Below are 14,691 nucleotides of genomic sequence, written 5' to 3' on the forward strand. Positions count from 1 at the left end.
GGCATGATTTTTGTACCTAATGAAATCACAGATCCAAGAATTAACTTAGCAATTGAAACTTTTTTACTACAAGAGATGCAAGTAGATGAGCCGATTCTACTTTTCTATATCAATGAGCCGTCGATTATCATTGGCCGTAACCAAAATACCATCGAAGAAATCAATAAAGAATATGTGGATGAACACGGCATTCATGTGGTTCGTCGCTTTAGTGGTGGCGGTGCGGTATATCATGATTTCGGGAACTTGAATTTCAGTTTCATTATGAAAGATGATGGCGAGTCTTTCCGCGATTTCGCAAAATTAACGAAACCAATCGTGGAAGCATTACAAGAATTAGGCGTAAAAGGTGCGCATCTAAAGGGCCGCAATGATTTGGTTATCAATGATCAAAAATTCTCTGGTAATGCGATGTATGCGACAAATGGCCGAATGTTTGCGCATGGTACAATCATGTTCGACAGCGATATTAACGAAGTCGTGAATGCCTTGAAGGTGAAGAAAGAAAAGATTGAATCTAAAGGTATTAAGTCCATTCGTTCACGCGTAACCAATATCAAACCATTCTTGCCTGAAGATAAACAAAGCATGACCACCAAAGAATTCCGCCAAGATATTTTATTAAAAATCTTTGGTGTCGATAGTGTCGATCAAGTGAAAACCTATGAATTAACCGATGCTGACTGGGAAAAGATTAATCAAATTTCTGATAAATATTACCGTAACTGGGACTGGAACTATGGCCAATCCCCAGCCTTTGATTTACAACGTATCCAACGATTCAATATTGGTTCTATTGATGTGCGTTTAAATGTTGCGGAAGGTAAAATTACCGAGGTCAAAATTTATGGAGATTTCTTCGGTTTAGGGGAAATCAAAGACGTGGAAGAAGCTTTAGTAGGTGTGAAATATGAAAAATCTGCCTTACAAGAAGCCATCAGCAAAATCGATTTAAAGAAATATTTTGGTAATATTGAACCAGAAGAATTCTTAAACTTAATTTACTAAAATGAGGTGTCTTATGAACGCATTTCAAGAAAAGTTTTTATCATTTTATTTTAGACCGTGTCCAAACTGACAAGGTAGAAGATGTGAAAGAATTATTGGCAGAAAGCTTTGCCAAACAATCGGAAGGAACCTTTGATGTGGCTTATCTTTTAACTTTTAAATACAAAATCGTGCCTATGTTAAAAGAAGCCGATAAAGAAGAAGTACTGAAGATTATGGAAGAATTTGGCAAAAAGTTCCAATAAAATCTACGAACTTAGCTGACACGATTGAAGCTTTACGAGAGGTTAAATTGATGCAAAATTTGCATGGATCTTTTACTTCTTTAGAGGAGCTATTAGGAATCAAAATCAAAAGGACTGACTGCAATAGGCGCAATCAGTCCTTTTTGAATGAGGTTGTAAAACGGATTGGCAAGACAGGAATGTCAAGCTGTTTTGCGCCAATGTATTATTCATTTTTTTCGGTCACATAATAGACTTTGGCGATTTGCGGATATTTCTTTTGGATTTGTTTGGTTAATTTTTCTTGGTAATTCTTCGTTATGTCATTTTTCGTTTGAATCACGACCAATTCGATTTCCTCATCATTTAAGTATCCTGTCGCACTAGCCACATCAGTAATGACTGTTTCATCCATTTTCTGAATGGTAGCATTGATTTTGGCATAGTCGCTTGTTTCTTCGCTATTTTCTGCCTGGGTATTGGCATTTTGGTGACTTTCGATAATGCTAGAAATATAGGCTTCAAACTGTTTACCCGATAATTGAGAAAGCTCGGCAATTTGCGTGATTTTGAGTTCATACCCACTCAAGCCATAGTGTTTTAAATCATTTTGTAGTTGATCGATATGGGCATCCGTATAGTCATTGCCGGCAATCGTAAAGCGCAAAATCTTATCTTTTTCATCGATGCTTTGTTTGATAATGGTCGCATGGGTTAATTCTTCCGTGGTAAAATTTTTCACACTAGCATCTAAAATCGATTTTTGGACCAAAGATTTTGCGGAAATCACGCTTGGAAGTAAAATCAAGGCAGTCAACCCGATATAAAAAATGCGTTTATGCTTGGTTAATCTTGGCTCGGCTTCTACTTTTTGACGACTTGGCATCCGCAGTGCTTTGACTCCAGCATAAGTCGTTAAAATAATGAAGAACGCATTAATGATAAAGAGATAACCCGCACCCGTGGCATAGCTGAGATTTTTACTGGCAATCCCATAACCCACCGTACAAATTGGCGGCATCAAAGCAGTGGCGATGGCAACCCCGGGTACGATATTATTGATGGTTTTCTTTCTAGCTCCGATAATCCCGGCCGTACCCCCAAATATAGCAATCAAAGCATCCCAAAGTGTCGGTGCTGTTCGGTTAATGATTTCCTGACTGGCATAACTAATCGGTGAAAAGTAAAAATAAATACTGGCAACTAAGACGCTGAGCAATACTTCAATTCCGAGCGTTTTAACTGCACGTTTTAATAGTTCTTGATCATAAATCGCTAAAGCCGTCCCAATCGCCAAAATAGGGGACATTAGAGGAGAAATCAACATTGCCCCGATAATTGTTGCTTGCGAATTCATATTTAAGCCAATCGATGCGATGAAAATTGCGCAAGTTAAAATCACTAAATCCTCTTTACTAATATCGCTGTCTTCATACATCTTATGATAAAATTCTTGGTTCGTATACGTATCTGGTGTACGCAAAAATATCACTCCTCAAGTCATATAACTGGTCATATTCTAGCAAATTTTCACACAAAATAAAATAAATTCGCCCAAAAATTGAGCGAATTCATCTAAGGAATTAATAAGCGCGGGCAATCCAAAGGGTGTGTTTGGCAGGTTTGCCGCTGACGATATCAAATTCTTTTTGCATAGGCACTTCAAATGGAATGTTACGCGTCGTAAAGCCAGTTTCCTCTTTAATTTTCGCTTCTGTTTCTTCAGTGCCATCCCAACCGATTAATACAAAACCAGGAACTTTGCCTTCTGCTTTAGATTTTTCGATATGTGCTTTTAATTCATCTAGTGTATTGATGTCATAGTGTTCGTTGGCTTTATTGCGTTCTTTAGCCGCTTGTAATAGACGTGGAGTCATCGCTTGTAATTGTTCATCAATGTAGCTTTCCAAGTCTTCAAATTTCACCGTTTCTTTACCATCAAGGTCGCGCATTTTGACCATGACATGACCATTTTCTAAGTCGCGTGGGCCACATTCCACACGGATACAAGCGCCTTTAAGTTCCCATTCATTAAATTTATAGCCAGGTGAATTATTAGAATCATCTAGGCGTACACGAATGCCTTTTTGTTTTAAGGTGGCGAAGATTTCATCTAATTTTTCCATGATAGCTGGATTTTTCTTCCATGGGCCAACTGGGATAAGTACCACTTGAGTAGGTGCTACAGTTGGTGGGAAGACTAAGCCATTTTGATCCCCGTGTGTCATAATCAATGAACCAAGTAAACGAGTCGAAACGCCCCATGAAGTCGTATGTGCAAGCGTGTGTTGGTTTTCTTGGTTAAGATAAGTGATGTCAAACGCTTGGGCAAATTTGGTTCCCATATAGTGAGAAGTACCGGCTTGAACTGCTTTTCCGTCTTTCATCATCGCTTCGATTGAGTAAGTATCCACCGCCCCAGCAAAACGTTCGGAAGGTGTTTTTTGACCTTTATAGACTGGAATCGCTAAAAATTCTTCACATAGACGGGCATATTCATCTAATACACGCATTGTACGACGGCGCGCATCTTCTTCATCCACGTGCGCTGTATGTCCTTCTTGCCATAAAAATTCAGAAGTACGTAAGAAAGGAAGGGTCTTTTTCTCCCAGCGGAAGACATTGGCCCATTGATTGATTTCATAAGGCAGGTCACGATAAGAGTTAATCCAATCTGAAAAAGCGGAACCAATCATTGTTTCTGAAGTTGGACGCAATGCTAAAGGTTCTTCTAATTTTTCATTTCCTACTTCGGTCACCCATGGTAATTCAGGGGCAAATCCTTCAATATGATCGGCTTCTTTCATGAAAAAGCTTTGTGGAATCAACATTGGGAAGTATGCATTACGGATGCCTTCTTTGCGTAAAAATTTGTTGAACTCTTCTTGGATATGTTCCCAAAGTTCAAAGCCATCTGGACGGAAAATAATTGAGCCACGTACGGGTGAATAGCTCATTAATTCCGCTTGTTGTACTGTCTGTAAGTACCATTCTGTAAAGTCGTTGGTTTGGTTGTTTGCCATAATTTCCTCCTAAAAGATTTATCTCTTGTCAGCTCATCTTTTATCAAACGCACACAGGTAATAAAAAAGCACTCGCCCTCATCAAAAGGACGAATGCTTGAATTCGCGGTACCACCTTTATTGGTTAGAGAATGTCTAACCCAGCTTTAGCGTCGATAAGGAAGACGAGTCCTGACTGTTTGCAATCAATCATCATTGGTAGGTTCGCAAATACAGGGGTTGCCAAAGTTCCAGCCATGCTTTAGCTCTCTATAAACATCTATTTGCTACTAGTCCAAATCTATTTCTTATCCTATACAAAATTGAGCGAAAAAGCAAGTAAAACTCATAAAAAATAAAGGAAAGAAGAAAACAGTGTCTTTACAAAAATAATAGAAAAATTGCTATTTTAAATGTTCGTGATTTATTGCTTAGTTCGTTGTTGGAAGAAAGTAAAAACATGATATTTCACCAAATTTGTACTTTCTTTCTCAAATCAAATGAGCTGTTTTTCGAATAATCTGAGTGAAAAATGTTGTTGAAAACGATTGAAATAATATAGATAACTATAGTATAATAATAGTCGTCACTGTATTACAACATATTATCGAGGAAGGTAGGATAATTTTTGATAATGTGGCAAATTACAAATGAAGAAGGTGCGAAATTTTGAAAATGAAGAAGTTGACAAAACATTTATTAGTGGCTGGGGCGGTGCTTTCCTTTGGTTGCTTTGCGCCAAAAATCTTAGCAGAACAAACGACGGTACCTGTGCAAGTGCTGGGGGTAAATGACTTTCATGGTGCATTAAGTACAACCGGAAGTTATTACTATCCAGGTGGCAAAATCTCAGGTGCTGGTGGTGCGGCTTTACTTTCAAGTAAGCTAAACCAAATGCAAGCAAACTTTGTAGCCAATCATCCAACTGGGCAAACCTTACGTGTCTCTGCTGGGGATATGGTTGGGGCTAGTCCAGCTAACTCAGGTCTACTCCAAGATGAACCAACGATTAAAGCATTCAATGCAATGAACTTCACAGTAGGTACAATTGGTAACCATGAGTTCGATGAAGGTTTAGCAGAATTTAACCGTATTTTATTAGGTCAAGCTCCGAGCGCCGACAGTAACTTTTTAGATATTGTCAAATCTTATCCACGTGAAGCTTCTAAAATGGATTTAGTCATTGCTAACTTGGTGAATAAATCTGACGGCAAGATTCCATTTGGCTGGCATCCATATACGGTCAAAACACTTACAGATGCAAATGGCAATTCTGTTAAAGTTGGTTTTATCGGTGTTGTCACGACAGAAATTCCTGATTTAGTTTTGAGAAAAAATTGGCAAGATTATCAATTCTTAGATGAAGCCGAAACGATTGCGAAATACGAAAAAGAATTACGTGAAAATCAAAAAGTGAATGCGATTGTCGTCTTAGCCCATGTACCAAGTGTGCAAAGTGGCGAGACTACGACCGGTGCAGTGGCTGATATGTTAGCTAAATTAGCAACAATTGATCCAAATCATACCGTCGATGCCGTTTTTGCTGGACATAATCACGTGTATACAAACGGGGTAAATGGTAAGACGCGCGTGATGCAGTCTACTTCTCAAGGTAAAGGCGTCGCAGAAATCACTGGAGAAATTGACGTTGCGACTCAAGATTTCGTGAAAGTACCAGATGGCCAAGTCGTTCCTGTCACGAAAGAAAATCTTACCCCAGATGAAAAAGTTGCTGTGATTGTTGCAGATGCCGATAATCGAATTGCTGATGAACGAAATAAAGTCATTGGGGCAGTCGATGCAGATACCATGGTCACTCGTGAAGTCAATGACAATGTCCAAAGAGAATCCCCACTAGGAAACTTGATTACAGATGGTCAACGTGCGATGGCGAAAGAAGCAGGCTATGATGTTGATTTTGCGATGACGAATAATGGGGGAATTCGTGCTGATTTATTATTAGGCAAAGATGGCATGGTTACTTGGGGTGCTGCTCAAGCGGTTCAACCATTTGGCAATATTTTACAAGTAGTCGAAATGACCGGTGCACAAATCAAAGAAGTGCTAGAACAACAATATGATGATGAAAAATACTTCTTACAAATTTCAGGATTAAGCTACACCTTTACGGAAAATCCAACAGGGGATGCCAATCAAAAATATGTTGTGGAAAGCATGACGAAAGAAGACGGCAATCCAATTACCCCTGAAGGAAAATATAAAGTAGTCATCAACGACTTCTTATTTGGTGGGGGCGATGGCTTCAAAGGCTTTACTAACACGAAATTATTAGGGGCTATTGATCCAGATACGGAAACTTTTGTCAATTATATTCAAAAATCTTCCGCAAAGGGTAAAATGGCTGTTCCTGCTTTAGGCCGTAAGCTTTTATATCAAGAACGCGTGGCTAAAGTTGGCGAAATCCAAGGACATGATCATCTTGGTGCTTTTACGCATCAAAACGTGACAGTGAAAGATGTGGTTGTTACTGCAGTTGAAAATTCAAGTCGCTTCTATGTTCAAGATTTACACCCAGATGGCGATATTACAACTTCAGATGGTATGAGTGTCTATTTCAAGAACCATAATGTGAAAGTCGGCGATCAATTAGAATTAAAAGGAACGGTCGCTGAAGTTTTTGGTGCTGGCTATGCGGAAAAAGAACAAACTGATTTAACCATTACCCAATTACAAGCAACTCAAGTAATGAAAGTCGGTACTGCCCAAGTGCCTGCGCCAGTCGTATTAGGTGTCGATCGTAAAGTGCCAAGTCAACATATTGAAAATGATGGCTTTGTAAACTTTGATCCAAATGATGATGCTTTAGACTTCTGGGAATCATTAGAAGGGATGCTTGTTGCAGTAAATAATGCGAAAATCTTAGGCCCACAAAAGAATGGCGAACTTTTTGTCTTGCCTGGCGAAAGTACGGATATTTTAAATCATTCTGGTGGTTTACTACTAGATGAAGATTTCAATCCACAAATCATTGCGTTATCAACAGGGGATCGTAAATTACGTGCAAAAGCCAAAGACACCATCGAAGGACAAGTAGCTGGTCCCGTGACTTATTCTTATAGTATGTATAAAGTGTACTTACCAAAAAATAGTGTCAAAATTAAAGACGGTAAACTTGCCCGTGAAAAAACAACAATCAAAGCAAGCAAGGATAAATTGACCATTGCTTCTTATAATATTGAAAACTTCTCAGCAAATAAAGCGTCCACAAGTGATGAAAAAGTTCAACGCATTGCTCAATCATTTGTGAATGACTTAAATGCACCAGATATTATTACCTTGTTAGAAATGCAAGATAATAATGGTCCAATTGATGATGGCAATACTGATGCGACTCAAAGTGCCAAACGTTTGATTGAAGCGATTGAAAAAGCAGGCGGTCCAAGCTATCAATATGTTGATGTGGCGCCAGAAAATAATCAAGACGGTGGCGCACCAGGGGCTAATATCCGTGTTGGCTTCTTATACAATCCAAAACGTGTAGATTACAATAAGTCAGAAGCTATCGGTAAAGGGAACGAACTCTTTAAAGATACACGTAAATCTTTAGCGGGATACTTTACATTTAAGGATCAAAAATTATTATTGATTGGAAACCATTTGAATTCTAAACGTGGCGACCAACCATTATACGGTAGCCATCAACCAGCAAGTTTTGCCTCTGCGATGAAACGTGATCAACTAGCGCAAACGATTTATACCTATGTCGATAAAGCGGTGAAGAGTGATCCAAGCTTGAATGTCGTAATGACAGGTGATTTCAATGACTTTGAATTCAGTAACACTTTAGCGATTCTTGAAGGCAAACAATTAGTAAACTTAGTCAAGACGCATCCAGCTGAAGACCGCTATTCCTACTTCTATCAAGGAAATAGCGAAACACTTGATCATATCTTAGTATCTAAAGACTTAGCGAAAAATGCTGTGTTTGACATGATTCATATCAATGCGATGTTTATGCAAGAAGATGGTCGCGCTTCTGATCATGATCCAGTGATGGTACAATTAACCTTTAAGAAACAAAATTCAGGTGCTGGTGAAAAAGATAAAGATAAAGGCGATTCAACAGATAATCAAGATAAGAAGAATAATAATGGTAAATTACCTAAGAAATTGAAAAAAGATTTACCAGCTGCCGGTACGAAGATTATGGGCTCATTGGTCACTATCGGTGTGGTACTAATCGGTACGGCAATTATTATTCGTATCTACAATACTAAAAAAGCAAAATAAGCATGAATAAGGAGTAGTCAGATTGGCTGCTCCTATTTTGTAACCATTAGTCTATCAAAAACAACCACCTATCGAATTTTTGTCAAAAGTAACTGGAATTTTGCTATACTACAGTTGAGGTGAGGTCGATGAAAATTAAGATCCATTATGATCAAAAGTTAGCACGCGATGAATTACAGATTGCTGCTTTTGAACCTAGTCGTACGTTAGATCATATCATTGATTTTGCGCAAAAAGAGTTATTCTATTTAATTGGTTTGAAAGAAAAGGAAAAAGTCCGCATTGATTTAAAGGATATCCAACGTATCTATAGCGCTAATAAGCAAGTTTTTTGTATGGTGAATGGTCAGGAATATCAGCTTTTAGAAAGACTCTATCAACTGCAAGAAAAATTACCCAATAGTTTTGTGCAAATTTCAAGAACAGAAATGATTCAAATTCAAGCTGTTAACAAATTTACGATTACGAGATCTGGTATTATCGAAATTATTTTTAAAGATGGGCAAAAAACGAGTGCTTCTAGACGATATTTAAAGAAAGTGAAAGAGGTGTTAGAACATGCGTAAAGTAATCAAGCTATTTATTTTCGGTGTGTTGATAGGTACATTTGTTGGTTTGTGGCTATCAATCGCATTTTCTGGAATTGCAACGAAGGGGGCATTCTATGGCAGTATGGCTACAAAAGACTTTACTTGGGAAACCATGCTGATATCCAGTCTTCTTTGGGGCTTGCTTGGTGGTTGGATGGGTATGTCAAATGTGGTTTTTGATTGGTTTGATTCTTTGACTACGGCGACGATTGCACATGCGATTATCATTTATATCCCGTTAGTTTTAGTCGCGTTTCACGAAAAATGGCTCACTTTACATACTGTGGTTTCATTTACAGTTCAGTTTATCGTGATTTATTTCTGTATTTGGTTCGTGCTGTACCATGTGATCAAAAAGCAAATTCAAGCAATCAATCAAAAATTATCTTAAATCTCAAACTCACTTTCAACTGATTGGGGTGAGTTTTTTGATAAATCCAAACAATCTACAAAAATATTCAGAAAATTTCGCTAAAACTATTGACTTTTAATTTTAAATTAGGTAAATTCTAATAAAATATTAATTTAATTAGGTGAGTCAAATGAAAAATAAAAAGGTTATGCATTTCGGTTTATTATTAAAATAGAGAACTCTTTTTACCCAACCCAACAGTTGAAATAAAAGAGTTCTATTGGCATTGCATCAAAACAACATGCAATGCCTTTTTAATTAAAGTTGTGAGAAGGGTTGGTCAGCTACGAGCGGATAAGTTTGTCCAGCACGTCGGGAAAGTCCCTAAAGTTAAGACTTTCCCAGACGGGGTGGCTTATACGCCGAAGTAGCTAGTCGATTTGCACCGTCAATTAAGGTCGTGAAGTAGCTCGGAAAGCCTCGAAGAAATTTCTGTGCTTACCTACCGCTGAGAAAATCGGATGAAAGGAGATTTTCTCAAGCGGTAGGGCGAATTTCACAATGTCTAGCTGCTGAACGCCGTTGATCTAAGGTTGTGAGCCGGGTCGAACAGCTAAAAGCTAGGTTTGGCAGTAAGTATAAAATAAAAAAGGAGTGGCAGGTTCTATGCGTAAAATTCAGTTTTTTGATACGACACTAAGAGATGGGGAACAAACCCCAGGCGTCAATTTTAATACGAAAGAAAAGGTACAAATCGCTCTACAATTAGAAAAATGGGGAATTGATACGATTGAGGCGGGCTTTCCGATTGCTTCACCGGGCGATTTTGAAGCAGTGAGTGCGATTGCGAAGGCTTGTCAAAAGATGACAGTCGCAGGTCTAGCACGTTGTCAGAAAAAAGATATTGATGCAGCCTATGAAGCTTTAAAAGAGGCCAAATATCCACAAATTCATGTCTTTTTAGCAACCAGTCCTGTGCATATGGAATATAAATTAAAAATGACGCCAGATGAAGTCTTGGCATCCATCAAAGAACATGTGACTTATGCGAAAAGTAAGTTTGAAAAAGTCCAATTTTCACCAGAAGATGCGACCAGAACAGAAAAGGACTTCCTACTAAAAGCTGTCCAGACTGCCATTGATGCGGGTGCGACCATTATCAATATTCCTGACACGGTAGGATATACCAACCCAACAGAATATGGTGCGATTTTTAAATTTCTGATTGAAAACATTCAAAGCAAGACGGAAATTACTTTTTCTTCTCATTGTCATGATGATTTAGGAATGGCCACGGCAAATGCATTAGCAGCTATCGAAAATGGGGCCAATCGTGTAGAGGGCACGGTCAATGGCATAGGTGAACGCGCCGGAAATACTGCACTAGAAGAAGTCGCAGTGGCTTTGCATATTCGTCAAAATTATTATCAAGCGACCAGCCAAATTGATCTGAGTGAAACTAAGTGTACCAGTGATTTGATTGCGCGACTATCAGGAATCAAGGTGCCGAAAAATAAAGCAGTCATCGGTGGAAATGCCTTTAGTCACGAGTCAGGTATCCATCAAGACGGTGTGCTGAAAAATCCCGAAACGTATGAAATCATTACCCCACAATTGGTCGGAGTCAAAACCAATGCCTTGCCACTTGGAAAACTTTCAGGTCGCCATGCCTTTACTAATAAGCTAGAAGAGTTAGGCTATCACTTTGATGAAGCTGAACGCAATCTATTATTTAAGAAATTCAAAGTCTTAGCAGATAAGAAAAAACAAGTGACTGACCAAGACATTCAAGCACTGATTGCGGATAAACAAACACGTGAGGCTGATTTGTATCAATTATCGGCCATTCAACTACAATATGTCTCCAATGGTTATCAAGCAGCCGTTGTATCGATTACGACGCCAGAGCAAGAAATTAAGACATCTTCAGCGATTGGTGATGGCAGTATTCAAGCCATTTACAATGCGATTGATGACGTCTTTGAACAAAAACCAATCCTAACCAATTACGAAATTCAAGCCTTAACTAGTGGGGAAGATGCCCAAGCGGAAGTACGTGTCACACTCACGAATCCCCAGACAGATACACAAATTAATGGAATCGGCGTGGACTTTGATGTGTTGAAAGCTTCTGCCAAGGCCTATGTCCATGCAAGTTCAAGTATGAAGGAAAGAGGATAAGCGATGAAAAAAATAGTAATCTTAGCCGGTGATGGAATCGGACCAGAAATTATGGACAGTGCGCTCAAAGTTTTTGAAGCAGCTAGCCCAACAATTACCAAAGAATATACCTTCGAAGCGCATGTCTTTGGTGGTGCGGCCATTGACAAGACGGGTGAACCTTTGCCAACAGAAACATTACAAGCCTGCCAAAGTGCCGATGCAATATTAATGGGCGCAATCGGTGGACCAAAATGGGAGCACGCCGAAAAAACACCAGAAGCGGGACTCTTAGCCTTACGAAAAGTATTGCATTTATTTGCGAATATTCGCCCAGTTCAAGTCCCCCCAGCCCTTGTGAAGTATTCGCCCTTAAAACCAGAAATTGTCGCAGGAACGGATTTGGTCGTAGTCAGAGAATTAACCAGCGGCATCTATTTTGGTGAACCGCGTCATCTGGGGGAAGATGAGGCTTATGATACGAATCGTTACCGCAAAGAAGAAATTGCGCGCATCTTACATCAAGCTTTTCAAATTGCCCAAACTCGCAATAAACGTGTGATGTCGGTGGATAAAGCCAATGTATTAGCTACGAGTAAATTATGGCGCAAGATCGCTAATGAAGTTGCCAAAGATTATCCAGATTGCACCTTAACGCATCAATATGTGGATTCAGCGGCGATGAAATTAGTCCAGCAGCCAAATAGCCTAGATGTCATCGTCACAGAAAATTTATTTGGGGATATCTTAAGTGATGAAGCTTCGGTCTTACCAGGAACTTTAGGGGTATTACCTAGTGCCAGCCATAGTATTAATGGTCCGTCACTTTATGAACCAATTCACGGATCAGCACCTGATATCGCAGGGAAGAATATCGCGAATCCTGTTTCGATGATTTTATCTGTCGTGATGATGTTGCGCCAATCCTTTAAAGAAGAAGCCCTTGCAGCGAAAATCGAGGCCGCTTGCTTTGAGGTAATGGCCAAAGGGATTTTGACACCTGACTTAAATGGGACAGCAACTACGAGTGAATTTACCCAAGCCGTCATAACAGAACTAGAAAAATAATAGAGGTGAAAGCGATGCAGACACTATTTGAAAAAGTATGGCAAGAACATGTGATTAAAGGAGAAAAAGGACAAGCGCAGTTAATTTATGTTGATTTGCAGATGATACATGAAGTTACCTCGCCACAAGCGTTTGAAGGCCTAAGACAAGCCAATCGTCCCGTGCGCCGTCCCGATAAGACCTTTGCGACAATGGATCACAACACACCCACTAAAGATATCTATAATATTACCGATTTAATTTCGAAAAAGCAGATTGATACGTTAAGAAAAAATTGCGAGGAGTTTGGCATTACGTTATGTGATAATGGCTCTGAACGTCAAGGTATCGTGCACATGGTGGGACCTGAAGTAGGATTGACCCAGCCTGGCAAAGTGATTGTTTGTGGGGATTCACATACGGCCACACATGGTGCATTTGGGGCAATTGCTTTTGGGATTGGTACGTCTGAAGTGGAGCACGTCCTAGCTACCCAAACCATTTGGCAAAAACAACCCAAAACCCTTGGCATCAAAGTCACTGGACAATTACCAAAAGGCGTCTATGCCAAAGATATTATTCTTGCTTTGATTCGTAAATACGGGGTTGATTTTGGGGTTGGTTATGCAGCGGAATTTTATGGAGAGACGATTGAAGACTTGTCCATGGAAGAGCGCATGACGATTTGTAATATGTCGATTGAAGGGGGCGCCAAAATTGGTATGATTCGCCCAGATGAAAAGACGTTTGAATATATTAAAGGACGTGAATATGCTCCTCAAGATTTTGAAGCAGCGGTGGTACATTGGCAAACGCTGTATACAGATGATGAGTCTTGCTATGATCGTATATTGACGCTAGATGCTTCGACTTTAGCGCCATATGTTACCTGGGGGACGAATCCAGAAATGGGCGTGGCATTTGATGAGGCCTTCCCAGAAATCAAAGACCACAACGACACGCTAGCTTATGAATACATGGACCTTCATCCTGGACAAATGCCAAGTGAGATTCCGATTGAGTATGTCTTTATCGGTTCGTGTACCAATGGCCGTCTATCTGATTTACAAGAAGCGGCTCAATTCATTCGTGGCAAAAAAGTCCATCCTAAAGTCACCGCCATGGTCGTACCAGGCTCTAGACCGGTGAAAAAAGCAGCGGAGAAGATGGGCTTAGATCAAATCTTTAAAGAAGCTGGCTTTGAATGGCGCGAACCAGGCTGCTCGATGTGTCTAGGGATGAATCCTGACCGCGTACCTGAATACGTCCATTGTGCCTCAACGTCTAACCGTAACTTTGTTGGCCGTCAAGGAAAGAATTCACGCACCCATCTTTGCTCTCCAGCCATGGCCGCCGCGGCAGCTATTCATGGACATTTTGTAGATGTAAGAAAAGAAGTAGGTGAAAACTAATGGAAAAATTTACGATACACATCGGGCAAAGCGTCCCATTGATGAATGATAATATTGATACGGACCAGTTGATACCTAAAACTTATCTCAAACGTGTGGAAAAATCAGGCTTTGGGGAGTTTTTATTTGATGATTGGCGCTATCTAGCAAACCGCAGTTTAAATCCTGATTTTATCTTGAATCATCCGGACTATCAGCAAGCGACCATCCTAGTTGCTGGCGATAATTTTGGCTCGGGTTCTTCTCGTGAGCATGCGGCCTGGGCTTTGATGGATTATGGCTTTAAAGCGGTGATTGCCGGCAGTTTTAGTGATATCTTCTATATGAATGCGACAAAAAATGGTTTATTACCCATCGTACTAGACCAAAACGCGCGCGAAAAAATCGCCCATTTACCTAGCAATCATCAGCTAACGATTGATTTAGAAGCTCAAACTGTAAGTGTGGGTGAGGATACGTATCATTTTGATATCGATGAAACCTGGAAGTATAAACTGCTTAATGGCTTAGGTGAAATAGGGATTACGCTCCAATCCGCTGATGAAATCACAGCCTATGAGCAGACGATTCCAAGCTATCGTGCTTAAAAGTAGTTAGTAAGTCTACCAGTTGTGCTCATGTCTTCCCTATCTCCATCTTGATAAA

The 14,691-nt window shown here is 39.7% G+C and carries 11 protein-coding genes and 1 other annotated feature; of the genes, 9 read left to right on the forward strand and 2 right to left on the reverse strand.

The features are described 5' to 3' along the window. Window positions 1–3: 3 nt before the first annotated feature. Both I567_RS04965 and I567_RS12745 read left to right on the forward strand, forming a co-directional pair. Window positions 4–1,008: a lipoate--protein ligase gene (locus I567_RS04965; protein WP_016251156.1), complete on the forward strand. Its 1,005-nt coding sequence runs from the start codon at window positions 4–6 to the stop codon at window positions 1,006–1,008. 83 nt (window positions 1,009–1,091) lie between these two features. Next, window positions 1,092–1,253 (forward strand): hypothetical protein, encoded by a 162-nt coding sequence (locus I567_RS12745; RefSeq protein WP_016251157.1) that lies wholly within the window; start codon window positions 1,092–1,094, stop codon window positions 1,251–1,253. A gap of 205 nt (window positions 1,254–1,458) precedes the next feature. On the opposite strand, the gene I567_RS04970 is transcribed toward I567_RS12745, so the two are convergent. Next, a complete protein-coding gene (locus I567_RS04970) occupies window positions 1,459–2,724 on the reverse strand; it encodes a DUF389 domain-containing protein (protein WP_231940210.1) in 1,266 nt (421 codons plus the stop codon). Window positions 2,725–2,815: 91 nt separating this feature from the next. After that, the gene (proS, locus tag I567_RS04975; RefSeq protein WP_016251159.1) at window positions 2,816–4,255 is read right to left on the reverse strand and encodes a proline--tRNA ligase; all 1,440 of its coding nucleotides are present in this window, start codon (window positions 4,253–4,255) and stop codon (window positions 2,816–2,818) included. Window positions 4,256–4,337: 82 nt separating this feature from the next. Continuing rightward, window positions 4,338–4,547: a binding site (T-box leader), on the reverse strand. A gap of 356 nt (window positions 4,548–4,903) precedes the next feature. Here proS and I567_RS04980 point away from each other — a divergent pair. The 7 genes from I567_RS04980 (at window position 4,904) to leuD (ending at window position 14,633) form a co-directional block, all read left to right on the forward strand. After that, window positions 4,904–8,485, forward strand: a complete 3,582-nt coding sequence (locus I567_RS04980) for a 5'-nucleotidase C-terminal domain-containing protein (protein ID WP_016251160.1) — start codon at window positions 4,904–4,906, stop codon at window positions 8,483–8,485. Between the two features lie 128 nt (window positions 8,486–8,613). Then, the gene (locus I567_RS04985) at window positions 8,614–9,051 is read left to right on the forward strand and encodes a LytTR family DNA-binding domain-containing protein (protein ID WP_016251161.1); all 438 of its coding nucleotides are present in this window, start codon (window positions 8,614–8,616) and stop codon (window positions 9,049–9,051) included. Then, complete coding sequence (locus I567_RS04990; RefSeq protein WP_016251162.1) at window positions 9,044–9,466, forward strand: DUF3021 domain-containing protein; 423 nt, start codon at window positions 9,044–9,046, stop codon at window positions 9,464–9,466. Before I567_RS04985 ends, I567_RS04990 begins: the two co-directional genes overlap by 8 nt. Before the next feature lie 627 nt (window positions 9,467–10,093). Then, a complete protein-coding gene (locus I567_RS04995) occupies window positions 10,094–11,608 on the forward strand; it encodes a 2-isopropylmalate synthase (RefSeq protein ID WP_016251163.1) in 1,515 nt (504 codons plus the stop codon). 3 nt (window positions 11,609–11,611) lie between these two features. Then, window positions 11,612–12,655 (forward strand): 3-isopropylmalate dehydrogenase, encoded by a 1,044-nt coding sequence (leuB, locus tag I567_RS05000; protein ID WP_016251164.1) that lies wholly within the window; start codon window positions 11,612–11,614, stop codon window positions 12,653–12,655. A gap of 14 nt (window positions 12,656–12,669) precedes the next feature. Beyond that, window positions 12,670–14,046 carry a 3-isopropylmalate dehydratase large subunit gene (gene leuC / locus I567_RS05005; protein ID WP_016251165.1) on the forward strand — a complete coding sequence of 459 codons (1,377 nt, stop codon included), beginning with the start codon at window positions 12,670–12,672 and terminating at the stop codon, window positions 14,044–14,046. Beyond that, on the forward strand, window positions 14,046–14,633 hold the full coding sequence (gene leuD, locus I567_RS05010; protein ID WP_016251166.1) for a 3-isopropylmalate dehydratase small subunit: 588 nt from the start codon (window positions 14,046–14,048) through the stop codon (window positions 14,631–14,633). The genes leuC and leuD overlap by 1 nt, the downstream gene beginning before the upstream one ends. Window positions 14,634–14,691 lie beyond the last annotated feature (58 nt).

Origin of the sequence: Enterococcus cecorum DSM 20682 = ATCC 43198, assembly GCF_000407565.1 — a bacterium.
GTDB classification, from domain to species: domain Bacteria; phylum Bacillota; class Bacilli; order Lactobacillales; family Enterococcaceae; genus Enterococcus_E; species Enterococcus_E cecorum.

Bases quoted from the DNA above. Each gene is read 5' to 3' on its own strand.
- I567_RS04995 (WP_016251163.1), top strand. From the start codon at position 10,094: ATGCGTAAAATTCAGTTTTTTGATACGACACTAAGAGATGGGGAACAA.
- leuB (WP_016251164.1), top strand. From the start codon at position 11,612: ATGAAAAAAATAGTAATCTTAGCCGGTGATGGAATCGGACCAGAAATT.
- leuC (WP_016251165.1), top strand. From the start codon at position 12,670: ATGCAGACACTATTTGAAAAAGTATGGCAAGAACATGTGATTAAAGGA.
- I567_RS04985 (WP_016251161.1), top strand. From the start codon at position 8,614: ATGAAAATTAAGATCCATTATGATCAAAAGTTAGCACGCGATGAATTA.
- proS (WP_016251159.1), bottom strand. From the start codon at position 4,255: ATGGCAAACAACCAAACCAACGACTTTACAGAATGGTACTTACAGACA.
- I567_RS04965 (WP_016251156.1), top strand. From the start codon at position 4: ATGATTTTTGTACCTAATGAAATCACAGATCCAAGAATTAACTTAGCA.
- leuD (WP_016251166.1), top strand. From the start codon at position 14,046: ATGGAAAAATTTACGATACACATCGGGCAAAGCGTCCCATTGATGAAT.
- I567_RS04990 (WP_016251162.1), top strand. From the start codon at position 9,044: ATGCGTAAAGTAATCAAGCTATTTATTTTCGGTGTGTTGATAGGTACA.